12 protein-coding genes are annotated in these 15,284 nt (G+C 64.3%); 11 read left to right on the forward strand and 1 reads right to left on the reverse strand.

Annotation, left to right across the window (positions count from 1 at the left end; genetic code table 11):
- The first annotated feature begins 547 nt into the window (after window positions 1–547).
- The 11 genes from NXT3_RS31350 to NXT3_RS31405 all read left to right on the forward strand — a co-directional run bounded on the left by NXT3_RS31350 (window position 548) and on the right by NXT3_RS31405 (window position 14,560).
- Window positions 548–2,467, forward strand: a complete 1,920-nt coding sequence (locus NXT3_RS31350) for a methyl-accepting chemotaxis protein (RefSeq protein ID WP_104841451.1) — start codon at window positions 548–550, stop codon at window positions 2,465–2,467.
- 398 nt (window positions 2,468–2,865) lie between these two features.
- Window positions 2,866–4,968, forward strand: coding sequence for a putative bifunctional diguanylate cyclase/phosphodiesterase (locus NXT3_RS31360; protein ID WP_104841359.1), 2,103 nt, complete (start codon window positions 2,866–2,868; stop codon window positions 4,966–4,968).
- A gap of 22 nt (window positions 4,969–4,990) precedes the next feature.
- The gene (locus NXT3_RS31365; RefSeq protein WP_104841452.1) at window positions 4,991–6,241 is read left to right on the forward strand and encodes an ABC transporter substrate-binding protein; all 1,251 of its coding nucleotides are present in this window, start codon (window positions 4,991–4,993) and stop codon (window positions 6,239–6,241) included.
- A 79-nt stretch (window positions 6,242–6,320) separates the two neighbouring features.
- The gene (locus NXT3_RS31370; protein ID WP_037421272.1) at window positions 6,321–7,214 is read left to right on the forward strand and encodes a LysR family transcriptional regulator; all 894 of its coding nucleotides are present in this window, start codon (window positions 6,321–6,323) and stop codon (window positions 7,212–7,214) included.
- 118 nt (window positions 7,215–7,332) lie between these two features.
- Window positions 7,333–8,472, forward strand: coding sequence for an ABC transporter substrate-binding protein (locus NXT3_RS31375; RefSeq protein WP_037421275.1), 1,140 nt, complete (start codon window positions 7,333–7,335; stop codon window positions 8,470–8,472).
- A 58-nt stretch (window positions 8,473–8,530) separates the two neighbouring features.
- The gene (locus tag NXT3_RS31380; RefSeq protein ID WP_097526930.1) at window positions 8,531–9,409 is read left to right on the forward strand and encodes a branched-chain amino acid ABC transporter permease; all 879 of its coding nucleotides are present in this window, start codon (window positions 8,531–8,533) and stop codon (window positions 9,407–9,409) included.
- Window positions 9,406–10,377, forward strand: a complete 972-nt coding sequence (locus NXT3_RS31385; RefSeq protein WP_104841360.1) for a branched-chain amino acid ABC transporter permease — start codon at window positions 9,406–9,408, stop codon at window positions 10,375–10,377. The genes NXT3_RS31380 and NXT3_RS31385 overlap by 4 nt, the downstream gene beginning before the upstream one ends.
- The gene (locus NXT3_RS31390; protein WP_104841361.1) at window positions 10,374–11,117 is read left to right on the forward strand and encodes an ABC transporter ATP-binding protein; all 744 of its coding nucleotides are present in this window, start codon (window positions 10,374–10,376) and stop codon (window positions 11,115–11,117) included. Before NXT3_RS31385 ends, NXT3_RS31390 begins: the two co-directional genes overlap by 4 nt.
- A 3-nt stretch (window positions 11,118–11,120) precedes the next feature.
- Window positions 11,121–11,840: an ABC transporter ATP-binding protein gene (locus tag NXT3_RS31395; protein ID WP_037421287.1), complete on the forward strand. Its 720-nt coding sequence runs from the start codon at window positions 11,121–11,123 to the stop codon at window positions 11,838–11,840.
- Entirely contained in the window at window positions 11,841–12,674 is an 834-nt protein-coding gene (locus tag NXT3_RS31400; RefSeq protein ID WP_037421290.1) for a shikimate dehydrogenase family protein, read from the forward strand.
- Window positions 12,671–14,560 carry a bifunctional sugar phosphate isomerase/epimerase/4-hydroxyphenylpyruvate dioxygenase family protein gene (locus NXT3_RS31405; RefSeq protein ID WP_104841362.1) on the forward strand — a complete coding sequence of 630 codons (1,890 nt, stop codon included), beginning with the start codon at window positions 12,671–12,673 and terminating at the stop codon, window positions 14,558–14,560. Before NXT3_RS31400 ends, NXT3_RS31405 begins: the two co-directional genes overlap by 4 nt.
- Window positions 14,561–14,597: 37 nt before the next feature.
- On the opposite strand, the gene NXT3_RS31410 is transcribed toward NXT3_RS31405, so the two are convergent.
- Window positions 14,598–15,248, reverse strand: a complete 651-nt coding sequence (locus NXT3_RS31410; protein WP_097539836.1) for a response regulator — start codon at window positions 15,246–15,248, stop codon at window positions 14,598–14,600.
- Window positions 15,249–15,284: the final 36 nt, after the last annotated feature.

Raw genomic sequence — 15,284 nt, forward strand, 5'->3', positions numbered from 1 at the left:
CGGCCCGAAGTTCGGGACGATAGGACGGAGAGCCGCCGCCGGCAATCGCCGAAGCGGCGATGTCCGCTGTGGCATCGGAGGCCGCCTCTAAGCGCAGCCCATCCGTTTCAGATCGGAGCACTGGACCTATCCACTTTCTGCATCGGCCTGTCCACTTTCCGCTGCCAACTGCCCGAGCCGCACCGTATTTAAGCGTTTGTTTACTCAGGAACGCTTGGGTGGTGATTGCGATAGTAATCGCCTCCACAACCGCCGGGCGGTGTCCGACAGGTTCCTGGGTGGCGATTCATAGGGGCGACCGGTGTATCCGTTCGCTCCAGCGGGATGAGCCCGCGGGATTTCCAAGACGCATGATTTTCGAGGAGATGCTGGCCGCGCTCGGCACGGAGCGCGGAAGGAAAGTCGCGTGCTCGTTCCCCGCCGCCAACGTCACCGGACGATCCTCCCCATCGTCCGGCCGGCGAACCGGGAGCAAGGGGGGCGATCCCGGCCAAATCTCGACCAACGGAGACCTCGGTCTCTCGAATACAGTTCAGAGGTAGTGATAGTGAAACGACCAAGCGTGAAATTGTCCCTGATCGGCTCGATTGCCGGCATGGTGCTGACAACCGCCGCCATCTCCTGGGTATCGATCAGTTCCCTCTCCGACATTGACGCCAAGAGCGACGAGATCGTCGACAACTGGCTGCCGAGCGTCGAGCGATCCAAGGAGATCGATGCCGCTCTCTCCGACCTGAAGGTAGCCTTTAATCGCCATGTCCTGGCGGCCACGGAGGATGAAGAACATGCGGCCGAAACCGCGATTGAGGCGGAAAAGACTCGCTTTTTCAGGTCGATAGACGACTACGCGGCGCTCGTGACCGAGGCAGACGAACAGACCGAACTCGCGAAGATCAAGAATACGGCCAGCCAGCTGATCCACGCGAGCCGCCGGATGATCGTTGCCTCGGCCGCAGCCAAGGACGATGAGGCCAAGCAGATCATTTCCAAGGAAATGGCGCCGCGCTTCAGCGATGTTGCCAAGTCGATCGACGTGATCGTCGGCCTCAACAAAGAGGGCGCCGCCCGTTCCGGTGCGGAAATTCAGAAGCTGCTCGAAAATACGCTGAAGCTTATCTCCATCCTCTGCGCTGCCGCGGTCGCTGCCGGCGCCGGCGTCATCGCCTTTGCCGTCTTCGGTATCGCCAACCCGATCACCCGCATTACCGGCGCAATGCGCAATCTCGCCTCCGGCGATGCGCAGTCGCCGATCCCCTTCGCCGGCCGCGACGACGAGATCGGCGCCATGGCCGAGGCCGTTGAAGTGTTCCGTCAGAATGCACTTGCCAATGCGCGTCTCGAAGAGGAGGCCGCCGACACCCGCAGCCGCCAGGAGGCCGAACGGGCCGAGGTGCAGCGCCGAACGACGCGCGAAGCGGAAGCGCTGCGCTTCGCCTCGGACAATCTCGCCGCCGGCCTGAAGCGGCTTGCGGCAGGCGACCTCGCCTTCCAGCTCAACGACGCCTTCGCGGCGGACTTCGAGCCGCTCCGGCAGGATTTCAACCAGTCGGTCCGCCAGCTCGGCGCGGCGCTCGCGTCCATTGCCGAAAGCATCGGCACGATGGACAACGGCACCCGCGAAATCGCGTCAGGTGCCCAGGACCTCGCCAAGCGTACCGAACAGCAGGCGGCTTCGCTGGAAGAGACCGCCGCTGCCCTCGACGAGATCACTGCCAATGTCGGCTCCTCGACGAAGCTCACCGAGGAAGCCCGCACGGTCGCCACCCAGGCCAATCACAGCGCCGCCAACTCCGCCGAGGTCGTGTCACGTGCCGAAGAAGCGATGCGCCGCATCGAGGAGAGCTCGCAGCAGATCTCCAACATCATCGGCGTGATCGACGAGATCGCCTTCCAGACCAACCTGCTGGCGCTCAACGCCGGCGTCGAGGCGGCGCGCGCCGGTGACGCCGGCAAGGGCTTCGCGGTCGTTGCCCAGGAGGTGCGCGAGCTCGCGCAGCGCTCGGCGCAAGCCGCCAAGGAGATCAAGGGACTGATCCAGAACTCGACGACCGAGGTCGAAAGCGGCGTCAGACTGGTGCGCGATACCGGCGAGGCGCTGAACGTGATCGGCGGCTTCATCGGCCAGATCAACAGCCACATGAACGCGATCGCCGTCTCCGCCAAGGAGCAGTCCACCGGGCTTGCCGAGATCAACACCGCGGTCAATTCGATGGACCAGAGCACCCAGCAGAATGCCGCGATGGTCGAGCAGTCGACCGCTGCGGCTTCGAACCTCGCTTTGGAAGCGGCGAAGCTCCGCGACCTGGTCGCCCGCTTCAAGCTCGAAGGGGCCTCCGGCCCGCGCGCCGCCGGCGAGGCGGCGAAGCCGGTCGCTTCACCCGCCCGTGCGCTCGGCGGCCGCATCGCCCGCGCGTTCGGCGGCAAGATGGCAACGGCGCCGGCCGTCGACGAGTGGGAGGAGTTCTGAGCCTCGAAGACTTGGGACGACGCCGTCCCGTGCCGCCTCGATTTCTGCCGGAAGCAGGAGATTTGCGGCGCCCGATCACATCTCTCCCCGGTTCCCGGGGCGAGGGCCAGGCCAGGGATAGGGCCGAAGCCTTCGCGCCCCATTCATACATACGGAGCCATAGCCAGTGTCGAATATCGCTGTTTTCCCCCGCAACAAGCCCGAGGACCGCCTCCGCATGAGTCGATATGGAAAGCGCCAGGGACCGCCTGTTCGCGGTCGCCGCCCAGCTTGACCGCGTCCTGGCGGAATTGTCGCGCGAAGGCTTACGGCCTGCCGGCGAACAACTGCCAAATACCGGAACCTGATCGCGGTAAAGGCGGAGGAGGAACAAGGTGCGAGCGGAGCGGGCTGACGAGATGACTGGACGATCGAAACCGCTGAGCAGGCCTCGGCAATCGGTGGAGAAATACATTCGGTCGATCGGCCGGCACTACGTGAATGCCGTCATTGTGATGACGCTGCTGATCGCCGCCACCTATCTGACCATGCTTGTCGCCCTTGACCGTCATTCGCTGCAGCAGAAGATCAGCTTCCTGACCAGCAACCAGTTCATCCGCTTCCAGCAGCTCGCCAACCAGACGCGGGCGCTGATGCGGGCTTCGGCCGACCCCAACCTGCCGGAATACATCATCAGTCCGATGCGCGACGACATCCATCGGGCGATAGGCGATATCCGGGCAATGAGCGGAGAATTGCACGCGCTGGACCAAAGCATCGGCGGCAATCTCCTTGAGCGCTTCAATCCGCGCGACGAGATTGCGGTGCAATTGCGTCGCGATCTCAATGGCCGGCTCGAGGACTTTCTCGAGCGGGCGGTGCGCATTGCCGATACCAGCAACGAGGACCGGCGGCAGCGCTACTCCTTCTGGGGCCCGATCGACTTCGCCGTAGCCTCCGACAGCATGCTGATGCGCCAGTTTTCCGACCTGATCCGCCACGCCCATGACCGCAGCGGCGTCAGCATCGACAACGCCAAGCTGATCGGCACGGGGCTGCTGGCGCTGATCGCGGCCACCGTCATTCTGGCGAGCGTCCTTCTGTTCAGCCCGCTCCTCAAGAAGCTGCGCAACGAGCATCGCCTGACAATGGCTTTCGAGCAGCGGCTGACGCTTCTGGCCCACACCGACGCTCTCACCGGTCTCAACAACCGCTCGTCCTTCAATACCGCTCTCAGCGATCTCTTTGGCGAGCTGGAAAGGACAGGGGCCGGCTTCTCCATGCTGCTTCTCGATCTCGACCGGTTTAAAGCCATCAATGACGGCCTCGGCCATCCCGCGGGCGATGCGGTGCTGCGTCACGTCGCCCGCACCCTGCAGAAGACCTTGCGCGCAAGCGATGTGATCGCCCGGCTCGGCGGCGACGAATTCGCCGTGCTGCTGCCAGGGATCGGCGAGGCTGCCGCACTCGAAGCGGTCGCCGAACGGGCGATCGAGGCGATCGCCGCAGACTTTGCCTTCGAAGGACGCAACCTGCAGGTCTCGGCCAGCATCGGCGGCGCCATCGTGCCCGATCACGCCTCGGACGAGGCCGGATTGATGCGCATCGTCGACCTCGCTCTCTATACGGCGAAGGCCGGGCGCAACACCACGGTCATATTCGACGAAGCGGCGCTGGCCCGGCGGCTAGAGCAGAACCAGCTCTCTCTCGCCCTTGTGCTTGCCGCCGACCGCAATGAATTCGTCGTGCACTACCAGCCGAAGGTCGACCTCATGACCGGTGCCCATCTGGGCTTCGAGGCGCTGGTGCGCTGGCAGCATCCGGAGCTGGGGCTTTTGCCGCCCGGCCGTTTCCTGCCCCTGATGGAAGGAACGCAGCTCATCCGCGGCATGACCCGCGCAGTTGTCGCCGCCGTCGGCCGCGACCTCAAGGCCTGGAGGGCGGCCGGGCTCGCTCCCGGTCCCGTGTCGATCAACCTGCCCGAGGTCCTGCTCGTCGGCGAGGAAGGTTACGCGTTCTTCGCCGCCGCAGTTCGTGAAAACGGCCTGGAATGGCAGGATTTCGCGGTGGAGATCACCGAGGACGTCTTCCTCAATCGCTCGGCCGGCCAGATTCTTGCAACGGTGGCGCGCTTCCGTCAGCACGGCCTGTCGATCTGGCTCGACGACTTCGGCACCGGTTTCGCCTCGCTCGTGCACTTACGCGATTTCCCCTTCGACGAGTTGAAGATCGACCGAAGCTTCGTCGACGGCATAGGCAAGGACGCCCGCAGCGAGCAGATCATCCGCGCCATGATCCAACTTGCCCGGAACCTCGGCAAGCGCTGCGTCGCCGAGGGGATCGAGACGGAAGCGCAACGACGCTTCCTGATCGAGGCCGGCTGCGACATCGGCCAGGGATACCATTTCGCCCGGCCCGAGCCAGCCGCCCTCGCCGGCGCGCGGCTGCCGCAACGGGCCGCCGCCGACCGGCGCCCGGCGTCGAAGGCTTCGGCAGCGCTGCGGCGGATCGCCCGGCGGTGACTATCGTAAGTTGGAGGAGATGATGAGACGAAAAATCAAAAGGGCCTGCCTGGCCGCGGCGCTGCTGCTGCTGGCAAGCTCCCAGCCACCTGCAGCCGCCGATCAGCGCGGCGCAGTCGATGTCGTGCATTTCTGGATTTCGCAGAGCGAGGCGGCGGCACTGGACGTGTTGCGCAAGGCATGGGCCGATGCCGGCCACCAATGGATCGACCTGCCGGCGGAAAACAAGGTGGCCGTCCAGAGGATCGTCAGCGATCGCATCGCCAACGGCTATGCGCCCGCCGTCATGCAATGGAATGCGAACGAGGGTTCACGCGAGCTGCCGGAAATGGGTATCGTGCTTGACATCGACGAGGTCGCCAGGGCCGATGACTGGCGCCGCGTCCTACCGGCAACCGTGCTCGAGCGCATCACCTACAAGGACAAGGTGTTCTTTGCGCCGACCAACGTCCACGCGGAAAACTGGCTCTGGACCAGCGAGCCCATCTTCCGCCAACTCGGCCTGAAGGCTCCCGAGACATGGGACGAAATCTTCGCCGCCGCCGAAAAGATCAAGGCGGCGGGCCACCTGCCCGTCGCGCTGGGCGACGGTCCCTGGGAAATCTCCCTCGTCTTCAACGGCATCATGTATTCCAAGCTCGGCGCCGACGGCTATGCCCGGATCATCCGCGGCGACCCGGCGCTGGTTAGCGATCCGCGCATGACCGAGTCGCTCGACATGCTGCGACGCCTCTCCCGCTATGCGGAACCGGCCGCAGCGCGCCGGCGCAAGACCTGGGCCGACGCCACCGCCGCAGTCGGTGGCGGCAAGGCGGGCATGCAGTTCATGGGCGACTGGGCGAAGGGCGAGCTGGTGGCCCGTGGCTACTCTGTCGACAAGGATTTCGGCTGCAGCCTGATGCCCGGCACGGAGATCGCCTATTTCATGGTCATCGACGCTTTCGCCTTTCCGCTGACCAACCGCGAAGACGCCGCCGACGCGCAGCGCGCCTTCGCGCGCATGGTGCTCGATCGCGACAACCAAGTGGCCTTCAGCCGTCTCAAGGGCTCCCTGCCGGTGCGCACCGACGTCGATCCCAGCGGGCTCGACCGCTGCGGCCGGCTCGGCCTCGAGAAGATCGTCCAGAACAGCGGCGTCAGCGCCCAGTCGATGGCCATGCCGACGCAGATGTCGGAGGGCTGGATCGGCGTGCTGGCGGAATTCTTCAACGACGAAAGCATGTCGACCAAAACTGCCCAGCGCCGCCTCTACGACATCGTCAAGCGGCAGTGAGGAGCACCAAACTTAATCGCTTGTTTCCACGGCGCCTGAAAATTACCAATAGGCTCCGTTGGAGGCGTTGGGAGGCGTCATGCTGACTTTGCGACAGATCGAGGTGATCCGCGCGATCATGGTCACCGGCACGATCGCCGGCGCCGCGAAGCTCCTCGGCGTCGCGGCGCCCGGCGTCAGCCGGCTGATGAAGTATACGGAAGACAGCCTTCGGGTCCGTCTCTTCAACCGCAGCCATGGGCGCTATGTGCCGACGCCGGAGGCCCGGCACATCTTCGGATTACTCGACACCGTCTACCGGCAGGTCGAGGACCTGCAGTTTGCCGTGCAGCGGCTGGAAAAGGGTGACGGGCTGGAACTCAGCGTCGGCTCGGTTCCCAGCATCGCCAATGTGATGGTGCCGCGGGCGATCGCCAAGCTGCGCCAGCAGTATCCGTCGCTTTATGTCGACATCAACATTCTGAAGATCGAGGAGGCGATCGACTATCTGCTCGTCGGTCGCGGCGAGGTGGTGGCGATCAGCTCCTATCTCGAACACTCGATCATCCATTTCGAGCCGCTCGCCACCGGGCGGCTGCTCTGCATCGTGCCGCAGGACAGCGAGCTCGCCGGCAAGGACGCCATCGCGCCGGACGAAATCGTCCGCCATACCTTGATCGGCATCGATCCGAACGATCCCTACGGGCGGGTGATGACCGAGATTTTCCGTCGTCAGAACCTCGCCTATGATATGAAAATCAAGGCGCGTTTCGGCACGACCGTCTGCGCCCTCGTCGCCGCCGAGCTCGGCATTGCCATCATCGACGAGTTCACCGTCGCCGCCGGCCGGGTGCCGGGAATCAAATGCCTGGAAATCGAAGCGGACACGACCTTCCCGACCTTCGTCGCCTATCGGCGCGACGTTCCGCTGTCGATCTTTTCGGAGCGCTTCATCGACACGCTGAGAACCGAAATGAACCGCGCCAAAAGATAACATCAAGTTATTGACTCTGCATATCTTGGTATTTGCCGTTACGTAAGAGATGGGACAGTATCACGCAGCTGGGCGGAGGAGGATCGCCGCCCATGGAAGAACGACATAGGAGGAGAACATGACGAAGAGAGCACTTGCGTCGATCGCAATTGCCGTGGCGCTATCGGCCGGCCTGCCGAACATATCCTGGGCGGACACGATAAAGATCGCCAACGTGATCGAGCTTTCGGGCGCCGGCGCCACCGTGGGAAGCAACTGGCGCGACGCGCTGAAGCTCGCCTTCGAGGAGATCAATGCTGCCGGCGGCATTCTCGGCGAACAGGTCGAGGTGACGGATTACGACACGCAGACCGACCCGACGACCTCGCGCGCCATGGTGCAGAAGGCGATCGACGACGGCGCCTATGTCATCATGGGGCCGATCTATTCCGGCTCGGTCAAGGTCAACATGATGGTCGCCCAGCAGAACGGCGTGCCGCAGCTGACCGGCGCCGAAGCGCCGTTCATCACCGACATGGGCAATCCCTACATCTTCCGCACCTCTTTCGGCGCACAACAGTCGATGCCGAAACTGGTCAAGTACCTCACCGAGGAAATGAAGGTGAAGTCGGTCGCCGTCGCCTGGGTCAATGACGACTTCGGCAAGGGTGGACGCGATTCCTTCGTGGCCGAGCTGGAGAAGAACGGCATCGCCGTCAACGCCGACGTGTCGAGCGAAGTGGGCCAGGCCGATTTCGCAGCCGACGTCATCAAGCTGAAGTCGAGCAATGCGGACGCGATCTTCGCCTATCTGCATGAAGAGGAAAGCGCGCGGCTGCTCAAGGAAATCCGCAAGCAGGGCGTCACCCAGCCGATCTTCGGCGAAACGACGCTGATGAACCAGAAGGTCGTCGACCTTGCCGGCGAAGCGGTCAACGGCGTGCGCGGGCATGTCGGCCTCAGCGCCAATGCGCCGATCCCCGGCATCGAGGAATTCGCCAAGAAGTTCGAGGCGAAGTACAGCTACAAGCCCGACCACAACGCCATCAAGGCCTATATGGGCGCCTATGTGGTGAAATACGTCACCACCAAGAACGGCAAGGTCGACCGCCAGGCCTTCGCGGATGCGCTGCATGGCCTGACCATCACGCCTGCCGACGAACCCGGCATCCTGATGGAGACCAGCTGGGACGACAAGGGCGAGGTCAACCGCGAAAGCTTCCTCGTCGAGGTCAAGGACGGCAAGCAGACCGTCGTGACCACGCTGCCGAAACTCTAAAAACGGTGAGGCTTCCGGCCCGCCGGGCCTGAAGCCCCCTTTCTTGGGGACATCTTCCATGAATACGTTTTTCCAGTTGTTCGTCTCCGGACTGGCAACGGGGTCGATCTATGCGCTCGCGGCGATCGGCTTCACCCTGCTCTGGCAGGCGTCGCAGACGATCAATTTCGCCCAGGGCGAGTTCATCATGCTGCCCGCCTTCTTCGTTCTGGCCGGAACACAGTTCCTCGGTCTGAGCTTTCCGGTGGCGATGGCGATCGCGGTGGTGCTCTCGCTGCTGCTGCTCGGCCTCGGTTTCAAGCGCATCATCATCGATCCGCTGCTGCCGCACGGCGTCCTACCGATCGTCATCGCCACGATCGCCCTCGGCATCCTGATGAAGGAAGGCGTCAAGCAGTTCTACACGGCCGAGGCGCTGCCGTTCCCGGCCCTGTTCTCCGACCGCACCCTCAACGTGCTGGGCGCCGCCATCTCGGTGCAGGACATAGCCGTTCTGCTGATCGCGCTCGGCGCCGTAGCGCTGCTGCAGCTCTTCCTGAACGGCACGAAGATCGGCCGCTGCATGCAGGCGACCGCGCAGAATCCGAACGTGGCCGAAATCCTCGGCGTGCCGGTGCGCCGTATGATCCTCTACACGTTCCTGATCAATGCCGGCCTCGCTTTTCTCGCCTCCATCCTGATCTCGCCGATCTACCTGGCGAAGTTCTCGAACGGCGAGACGCTCGGCCTGATCGCCTTCATCGCGGCGATCGTCGGCGGCTTCAACCAGATCCGCGGCGCGCTGGCCGGCGGTCTCCTGCTCGGCGTTATCGACAATCTCTCGGCAGCCTACGTTTCCGCGTCGTATCGCTCCGCGGTGCCGCTGATCCTGCTCATCATCATCATTCTCGTGCGGCCGCAGGGCCTGCTCGGAAAGGCGGAAGGACGCACCGTATGAGCAAGCACACTCTCGCTACACTGGTCGCGGGTCTCGCGATCCTGATCCTGCTCCCCTTCACGCAGTCGAATTACGGCGTGTTCGTGCTGTGCTCATGGCTGGTCTATTCGATCTCCGCCATGGGGCTCAACCTGACGCTCGGCTATGCCGGCCAGGTGTCGCTCGCCCAGGCCTCCTTCATGGGCATCGGCGCCTACACGACGGCGCTCATGACCATGGCGGGCGTGCCGTGGCCGGCGGCAATGATCGCCGCGATGGTTCTCTGCTTCGTCATCGGATTTCTGCTCGGCTACCCGGCGCTCCGCGTCCAGCATCACTTCCTGGCCTTCATCACGCTCGCCTTCAACGCGCTGGTGGTGCTGATGCTGCGCAACGAGGAATGGCTGACCGGCGGCACGTATGGCATTGTGGGCATCCCGCGGCCGGAACTCTTCGGCTTGCAGACGCAGAAGCCGCTCGCCTTCTATTTCTTCGTGCTGGCGCTGTTCGTGCTGATGGCTGTCGCCCTCTACGCCATCATCCGTTCGCCCTGGGGCCGCGCCTTCAAGGCGCTCCGGGAAAACCCGATCCGCGCCAACAGCCTTGGCGTCGACATCCGTAAGACGACGCTGCTCGCCTTCGCCATTGGCTCTTCCTATGGCGGGCTTGCCGGCAGCCTGCTGGCCCAGCTCACCCAGTTCATCGATCCGCATTCCTTCGGCCTGACCATCTCGCTCAAGGTCCTGCTGATGGTCATCGTCGGCGGCGCCGGCTTCTTCTTCGGCCCGATACTGGGCGCGCTGCTGATCGTTCTGGCGCCGGAATTCCTGCGCTTCACCGAGGGATATTACCTGATGATCTATGCCACGCTGGTCATCGTGCTGATGGTCTTCTGCCCGACCGGCCTGCTCGGCCTCGTCGAGCGTGGCCGCACGGCGCTGAAGCTCAGGCAGAACCCCAATGCCACGACCTGGGAGGCAGGACGATGACGCCGGTCCTTTCCGTACGCAATGTCAGCAAATCCTTCGGCGGACTCAGGGCGGTGGACAATGTCTCCTTCGATGTCCACCAGGGTGAGATCCTGGGCCTGATCGGCCCGAACGGCAGCGGCAAGTCGACGCTCTTCAACTGCGTCCTCGGGCAGCTGCCGGCCTCGACCGGCATCGTGCTGGTCGACGGCAAGGAGGTCGCGGGCAAGCGCCCCTGCGATCTCAACAAGCTCGGCGTCGGCCGCACCTTCCAGATGCTGCAGGTCTTCCCCGAGATGACCGTGCTCGACAACATCATTTTGGCCGGTCAGGAGCACAAAGGCACGATGCTGTCGCGTCTCTTCGGCAAGCCGGATGCGGGCCTCACCGAAGAGGCCCTGCGGATGATCGACTTCTTCCGGCTCGGGCACCAGACCCACGAGAAGGCGGGATCGCTTTCCTACGGCCAGCAGAAGCTGCTCGACGCCGCGATGGCCTTCATGGCGGGACCGAAGCTGGTGATGCTCGACGAGCCGGCCGGCGGCGTCAACCTCACCATGCTCGCCGACCTCAAGGAGCGGCTGAAGGCCTTCAACCAGGAACGCGGCGCCACCTTCGTGGTCATCGAGCACAACATGGAATTCGTGATGTCGCTCTGCACGCGCATCATCGTTCTGGCGAACGGCAGGATCATTGCCGAAGGCGACCCGGAGACGGTGCGCAACGATCCCACCGTCATCGAAGCCTATCTCGGAGGTTGAGCCATGCTGGAACTCAAGCAGGTCTATGGCGGCTACGGCAAAATGACGATCCTGAACGGCACGTCCTTCAAGATCGACAAGGGCACGATCACCACGGTGATCGGCCCGAACGGGGCAGGCAAGTCGACGGTCTTCAAGGCGATCTTCGGGCTCCTGAAAATCCGTTCGGGAAACGTGATCCTCAACGGCGAAGACGTGACCTCGCTGGCGCCGGCGAAGATGCTCGGCAAGGGCGTCACCTATGTGCCGCAGGGCCGCAACCTCTTCCCGATGCTCTCGGTGCGCCACAATCTCGAGATCGGCGGCATCTCCTCCGGCGATCAGGCGAAGATCGCCAAGCGCATCGACGAGGTGATGGAGCAGTTCCCGATCCTCAAGGAGAAGGCGAAGGAACAGGCGATCACCCTTTCGGGCGGTCAGCAGAAGCAGCTCGAGATCGCGCGCGCCTTGCTGCTCGATCCGTCGCTGATCCTCATCGACGAACCGTCTATCGGCCTTTCGCCGCAGATGATCAACGAGACCTTCCGCACGCTGATCCGGCTGCGCGACCAGGGCGTCACCATTCTGATGGTCGAGCAGAACGCCAAGGCGGCGCTCGCCATGTCCGATTTCGGCCTGGTGCTCGAACAGGGCCGCAGCCGGATGTACGACAGGGCCGACAAGCTGCTTGCCGATCCGCGCGTCGGCCAGCTCTTCCTCGGTGCCCATCTCGAGGAGGCATGAATGCAGCCCGTCCCGGAGATCACCGGAAAGACCGTCTTCATTCCGCTCATCGGTCATCCGGTCGAGCAGGTGAAATCGCCGGGACCGGTGAACGCGTGGTTCTCCGACAATGATGTCGGGGCCGTCCTCATCCCGGTGGATATCTTCCCCGAGAAGGTGGCGGCGTTCCTCGATGCCATTCGAGGAACACCCAATTGCCCCGGCGTTTCGGTGACGATGCCGCACAAGCAGGCGGCATGTGCCGGGGTCGACGACCTGACGGATCGCGCTCGCCGGGCCGGTGCCGTCAACATCATCCGCCGAAGGCCGGACGGCACGCTCCTCGGTGACATGGTCGACGGCGACGCCATGGTGGCGGCGCTCGCCAAGAACGGCGTGACCGTCACGGGCAAGACCGCCTTGGTCGTCGGTGCCGGCGGCGCCGGAACGGCGATCATCTATGCGCTTGCCGAGGCGGGTGCGGCGACCATCGTCGTCATCGAACGTGACCGGGCGAAGGCGGACCGCCTGACCGGCCAGTTGCGCCGCGACTATCCTGAGCTTCACGCCCATGACGTTCTGCCGGACGGCATCGATGTCGACATCGCCGTCAATGCCTCGCCGGCCGGCATGAATCCTGCCGACCCCTATCCCTTTCCGCTGGAGCGGCTGACAAGGGCGGAAATCATCGCCGACGCGGTGACGAAGCCGCCGGTGACACCCTGGCTCGAGGAAGCCCGGCGCCGCGGCATCGCCATCCAGGCCGGCGCCGAGATGACGCTCGCGCAGCTGCCGACGCAGATCGCCTTCTGGGGCCTCGACAAGGGCGATCGCGACGAAGGTGAGCGGCGATGAAGACTTCGATCGCAACGGTTTCGATCAGCGGCGCGTTGCCGGACAAGCTCGCGGCGATCGCCGCCGCCGGCTTCGACGGCGTGGAAATCTTCGAGAACGACTTCCTCGCCTTCGACGAGAGCCCGCGCGAGGTCGGCCGGATGGTGCGCGACTTCGGCCTGGAGATCAGCCTGTTCCAGCCCTTCCGCGACTTCGAGGGCATGCCGGAGCCGCACCGCAGCCGCACCTTCGACCGGGCCGAGCGCAAGTTCGACGTCATGCAGCAGCTCGGTACCGACCTCCTGCTGGTCTGCTCCAACGCCTCGCCGATCTCGCTCGGCGGCATCGATCGGGCGGCGGCCGATTTTCGCGAGCTCGGCGAGCGCGCCGCCAGGCGCGGATTGAAGGTGGGCTTCGAGGCCCTCGCCTGGGGCCGGCACATCAATGACCATCGCGATGCCTGGGAGATCGTCCGGCGCGCCGATCATCCTAATATCGGCCTCATCCTCGACAGCTTCCACACGCTGTCGCGCAGGATCGAGGTCAACTCGATCCGCTCGATCCCGAAGGAGAAGATCTTCATCGTCCAGCTGGCCGACGCACCGCTGATCGACATGGACCTGCTCTATTGGAGCCGGCACTTCCGCAACATGCCCGGCGAAGGCGACCTGCCGGTGGCCGAGTTCACCCGGGCGATCGCCGAAACCGGCTATGACGGCTACTTCTCGCTGGAAATCTTCAACGACCAGTTCCGCGGCGGCGCGGCCAAGCCGCTCGCCGCCGACGGACATCGCTCACTGATCTATCTCGGTGACCAGGTGCGGCGGCATCCGAACGGCGGCTCTCTCACCGTGGCGCCGATGCCGGAGCGTGCGCCGGTCCAGCGGGTCGGCTTCGTCGAGTTCACGGCCGCCCCCGAGGACGCCGCCGAGCTGACCGCCATCCTAAGGACGCTGGGCTTCCGCAAGGCAGCCGGCCACCGCTCGAAAAAAGTCGACCTCTACCAACAGGGCGACATCCGTGTTCTGGTCAATACCGACGAGAGCGGATTTGCGAGCTCCTCCTATGCCGTTCACGGCAGCTCCGCCTATGCCGTCGCACTTGTCGTCGACGACGCGACACAAGCCATGAAGCGGGCGCTGGCGCTCGATGCCGAGCCCTTCAGCCAGCCGGTCGCCGCCGGGGAAGTCGAGCTGCCCGCGATCCGCGGCGTCGGCGGCGGGCTCCTCTATCTGCTCGACGACAAGAGCGATCTCGGCCGCATCTGGGACATCGACTTCGAGCCGTCCGACGAGGGTGGCGAGGTGGAAGAGGCCGGGCTCCGCTGCGTCGACCATATCGCCCAGACGGTCGCCTACGAGGAAATGCCGAGCTGGCTGCTGTTCTATACGTCGATCTTTGCGGCCGGGAAGACGCCGATGGTCGATATCATCGACCCGGCCGGGGTGGTGCGCAGCCAGGTGGTCGAAAATGCCACCGGGTCGTTGCGCCTGACGCTCAACGGTGCGGAGAACCGCCGGACGCTCGCCGGCCACTTCATCGCCGAGACTTTCGGCTCCGGCATCCAGCATCTCGCCTTCCACACCGACGACATTTTCGCAACCGCGGCCGCACTCCGCCGCAACGGCTTCCGCCCGCTGCAGATTTCGCCCAACTACTACGACGACGTCGAGGCGCGCTTCGGCCTCGAGCCGGCTTTGACGGAGCGGCTGCGGGCTGCGAACATCCTCTACGACCGCGACGAGCACGGCGAATACTTCCAGCTCTACAGCCCCACCTACGGGGAAGGCTTCTTCTTCGAGATCGTCGAGCGGCGCGGCTATCGCGGCTATGGCGCCGCCAACGCCATCTTCCGCATCGCCGCGCTGAAGAAGCACCTCAGGCCGGAAGGATTGCCGAAACTGTAGAGGTTGGAGGATTTAGTCCAACACGGCTGAGAACGGCCTAACCCGCATCGCGGGGGCTCGCCGACAGCAGCCGTTCGCACAGCACCGCCGCCTGGGTGCGGCTGACGACGCCGAGCTTCTTGAGGATCGCCGAAACGTGCACTTTGACGGTCTGCTCGGCAATGTCCATCTCGCCGGCGATCTGCTTGTTGAGCTTGCCTTCGATGACCTTCGTCAGGATGCGCAATTGCTGCGACGACAGCGAAGCGAGGCGGGCGCTCATTGCCGCATCCGGATCGGAGGCTTCGCTGTCGAAACGCGGCGGCGTCCAGATTTCGCCCTCGAGAATGGCGCGTATCGCACTCGCCATCTCCGGCAGGTCCAGCGACTTCGGAATATAGCCGGAAGCGCCGAAGGTGATCGCCTTGCGGATCGTCGCCGCATCCTGCCGGGCCGAGACGATCGCCACCGGCAGGGTCGGGTAATGCGCATGCAGCAGGAACAGGCCAGCAAACCCGTCCGTGCCGGGCATGCTCAGGTCGAGCAGCACGAGGTCCACCTCCTGCCGATCGCCCGCCAGCACCTCCAGGACCTCGTCGACCGAGCGGCAGGCGATCAGATCGAGATCCGGCAGCACCGCGACGAGAGCGCTGCGCAGAGCTGCCTGGACCATCGGATGGTCATCCGCGATGACGATGCGCGTGCTCATGGTCTTCCTCCCCCTTTAAAGTTCTACAGCGACCTT

The organism is Sinorhizobium fredii, from assembly GCF_002944405.1.
In the GTDB taxonomy this organism is placed as follows: Bacteria; Pseudomonadota; Alphaproteobacteria; order Rhizobiales; family Rhizobiaceae; genus Sinorhizobium; species Sinorhizobium fredii_C.

Bases quoted from the DNA above. Each gene is read 5' to 3' on its own strand.
- NXT3_RS31360 (WP_104841359.1), top strand. From the start codon at position 2,866: ATGACTGGACGATCGAAACCGCTGAGCAGGCCTCGGCAATCGGTGGAG.
- NXT3_RS31365 (WP_104841452.1), top strand. From the start codon at position 4,991: ATGAGACGAAAAATCAAAAGGGCCTGCCTGGCCGCGGCGCTGCTGCTG.
- NXT3_RS31370 (WP_037421272.1), top strand. From the start codon at position 6,321: ATGCTGACTTTGCGACAGATCGAGGTGATCCGCGCGATCATGGTCACC.
- NXT3_RS31375 (WP_037421275.1), top strand. From the start codon at position 7,333: ATGACGAAGAGAGCACTTGCGTCGATCGCAATTGCCGTGGCGCTATCG.
- NXT3_RS31380 (WP_097526930.1), top strand. From the start codon at position 8,531: ATGAATACGTTTTTCCAGTTGTTCGTCTCCGGACTGGCAACGGGGTCG.
- NXT3_RS31385 (WP_104841360.1), top strand. From the start codon at position 9,406: ATGAGCAAGCACACTCTCGCTACACTGGTCGCGGGTCTCGCGATCCTG.
- NXT3_RS31390 (WP_104841361.1), top strand. From the start codon at position 10,374: ATGACGCCGGTCCTTTCCGTACGCAATGTCAGCAAATCCTTCGGCGGA.
- NXT3_RS31395 (WP_037421287.1), top strand. From the start codon at position 11,121: ATGCTGGAACTCAAGCAGGTCTATGGCGGCTACGGCAAAATGACGATC.
- NXT3_RS31400 (WP_037421290.1), top strand. From the start codon at position 11,841: ATGCAGCCCGTCCCGGAGATCACCGGAAAGACCGTCTTCATTCCGCTC.
- NXT3_RS31405 (WP_104841362.1), top strand. From the start codon at position 12,671: ATGAAGACTTCGATCGCAACGGTTTCGATCAGCGGCGCGTTGCCGGAC.
- NXT3_RS31410 (WP_097539836.1), bottom strand. From the start codon at position 15,248: ATGAGCACGCGCATCGTCATCGCGGATGACCATCCGATGGTCCAGGCA.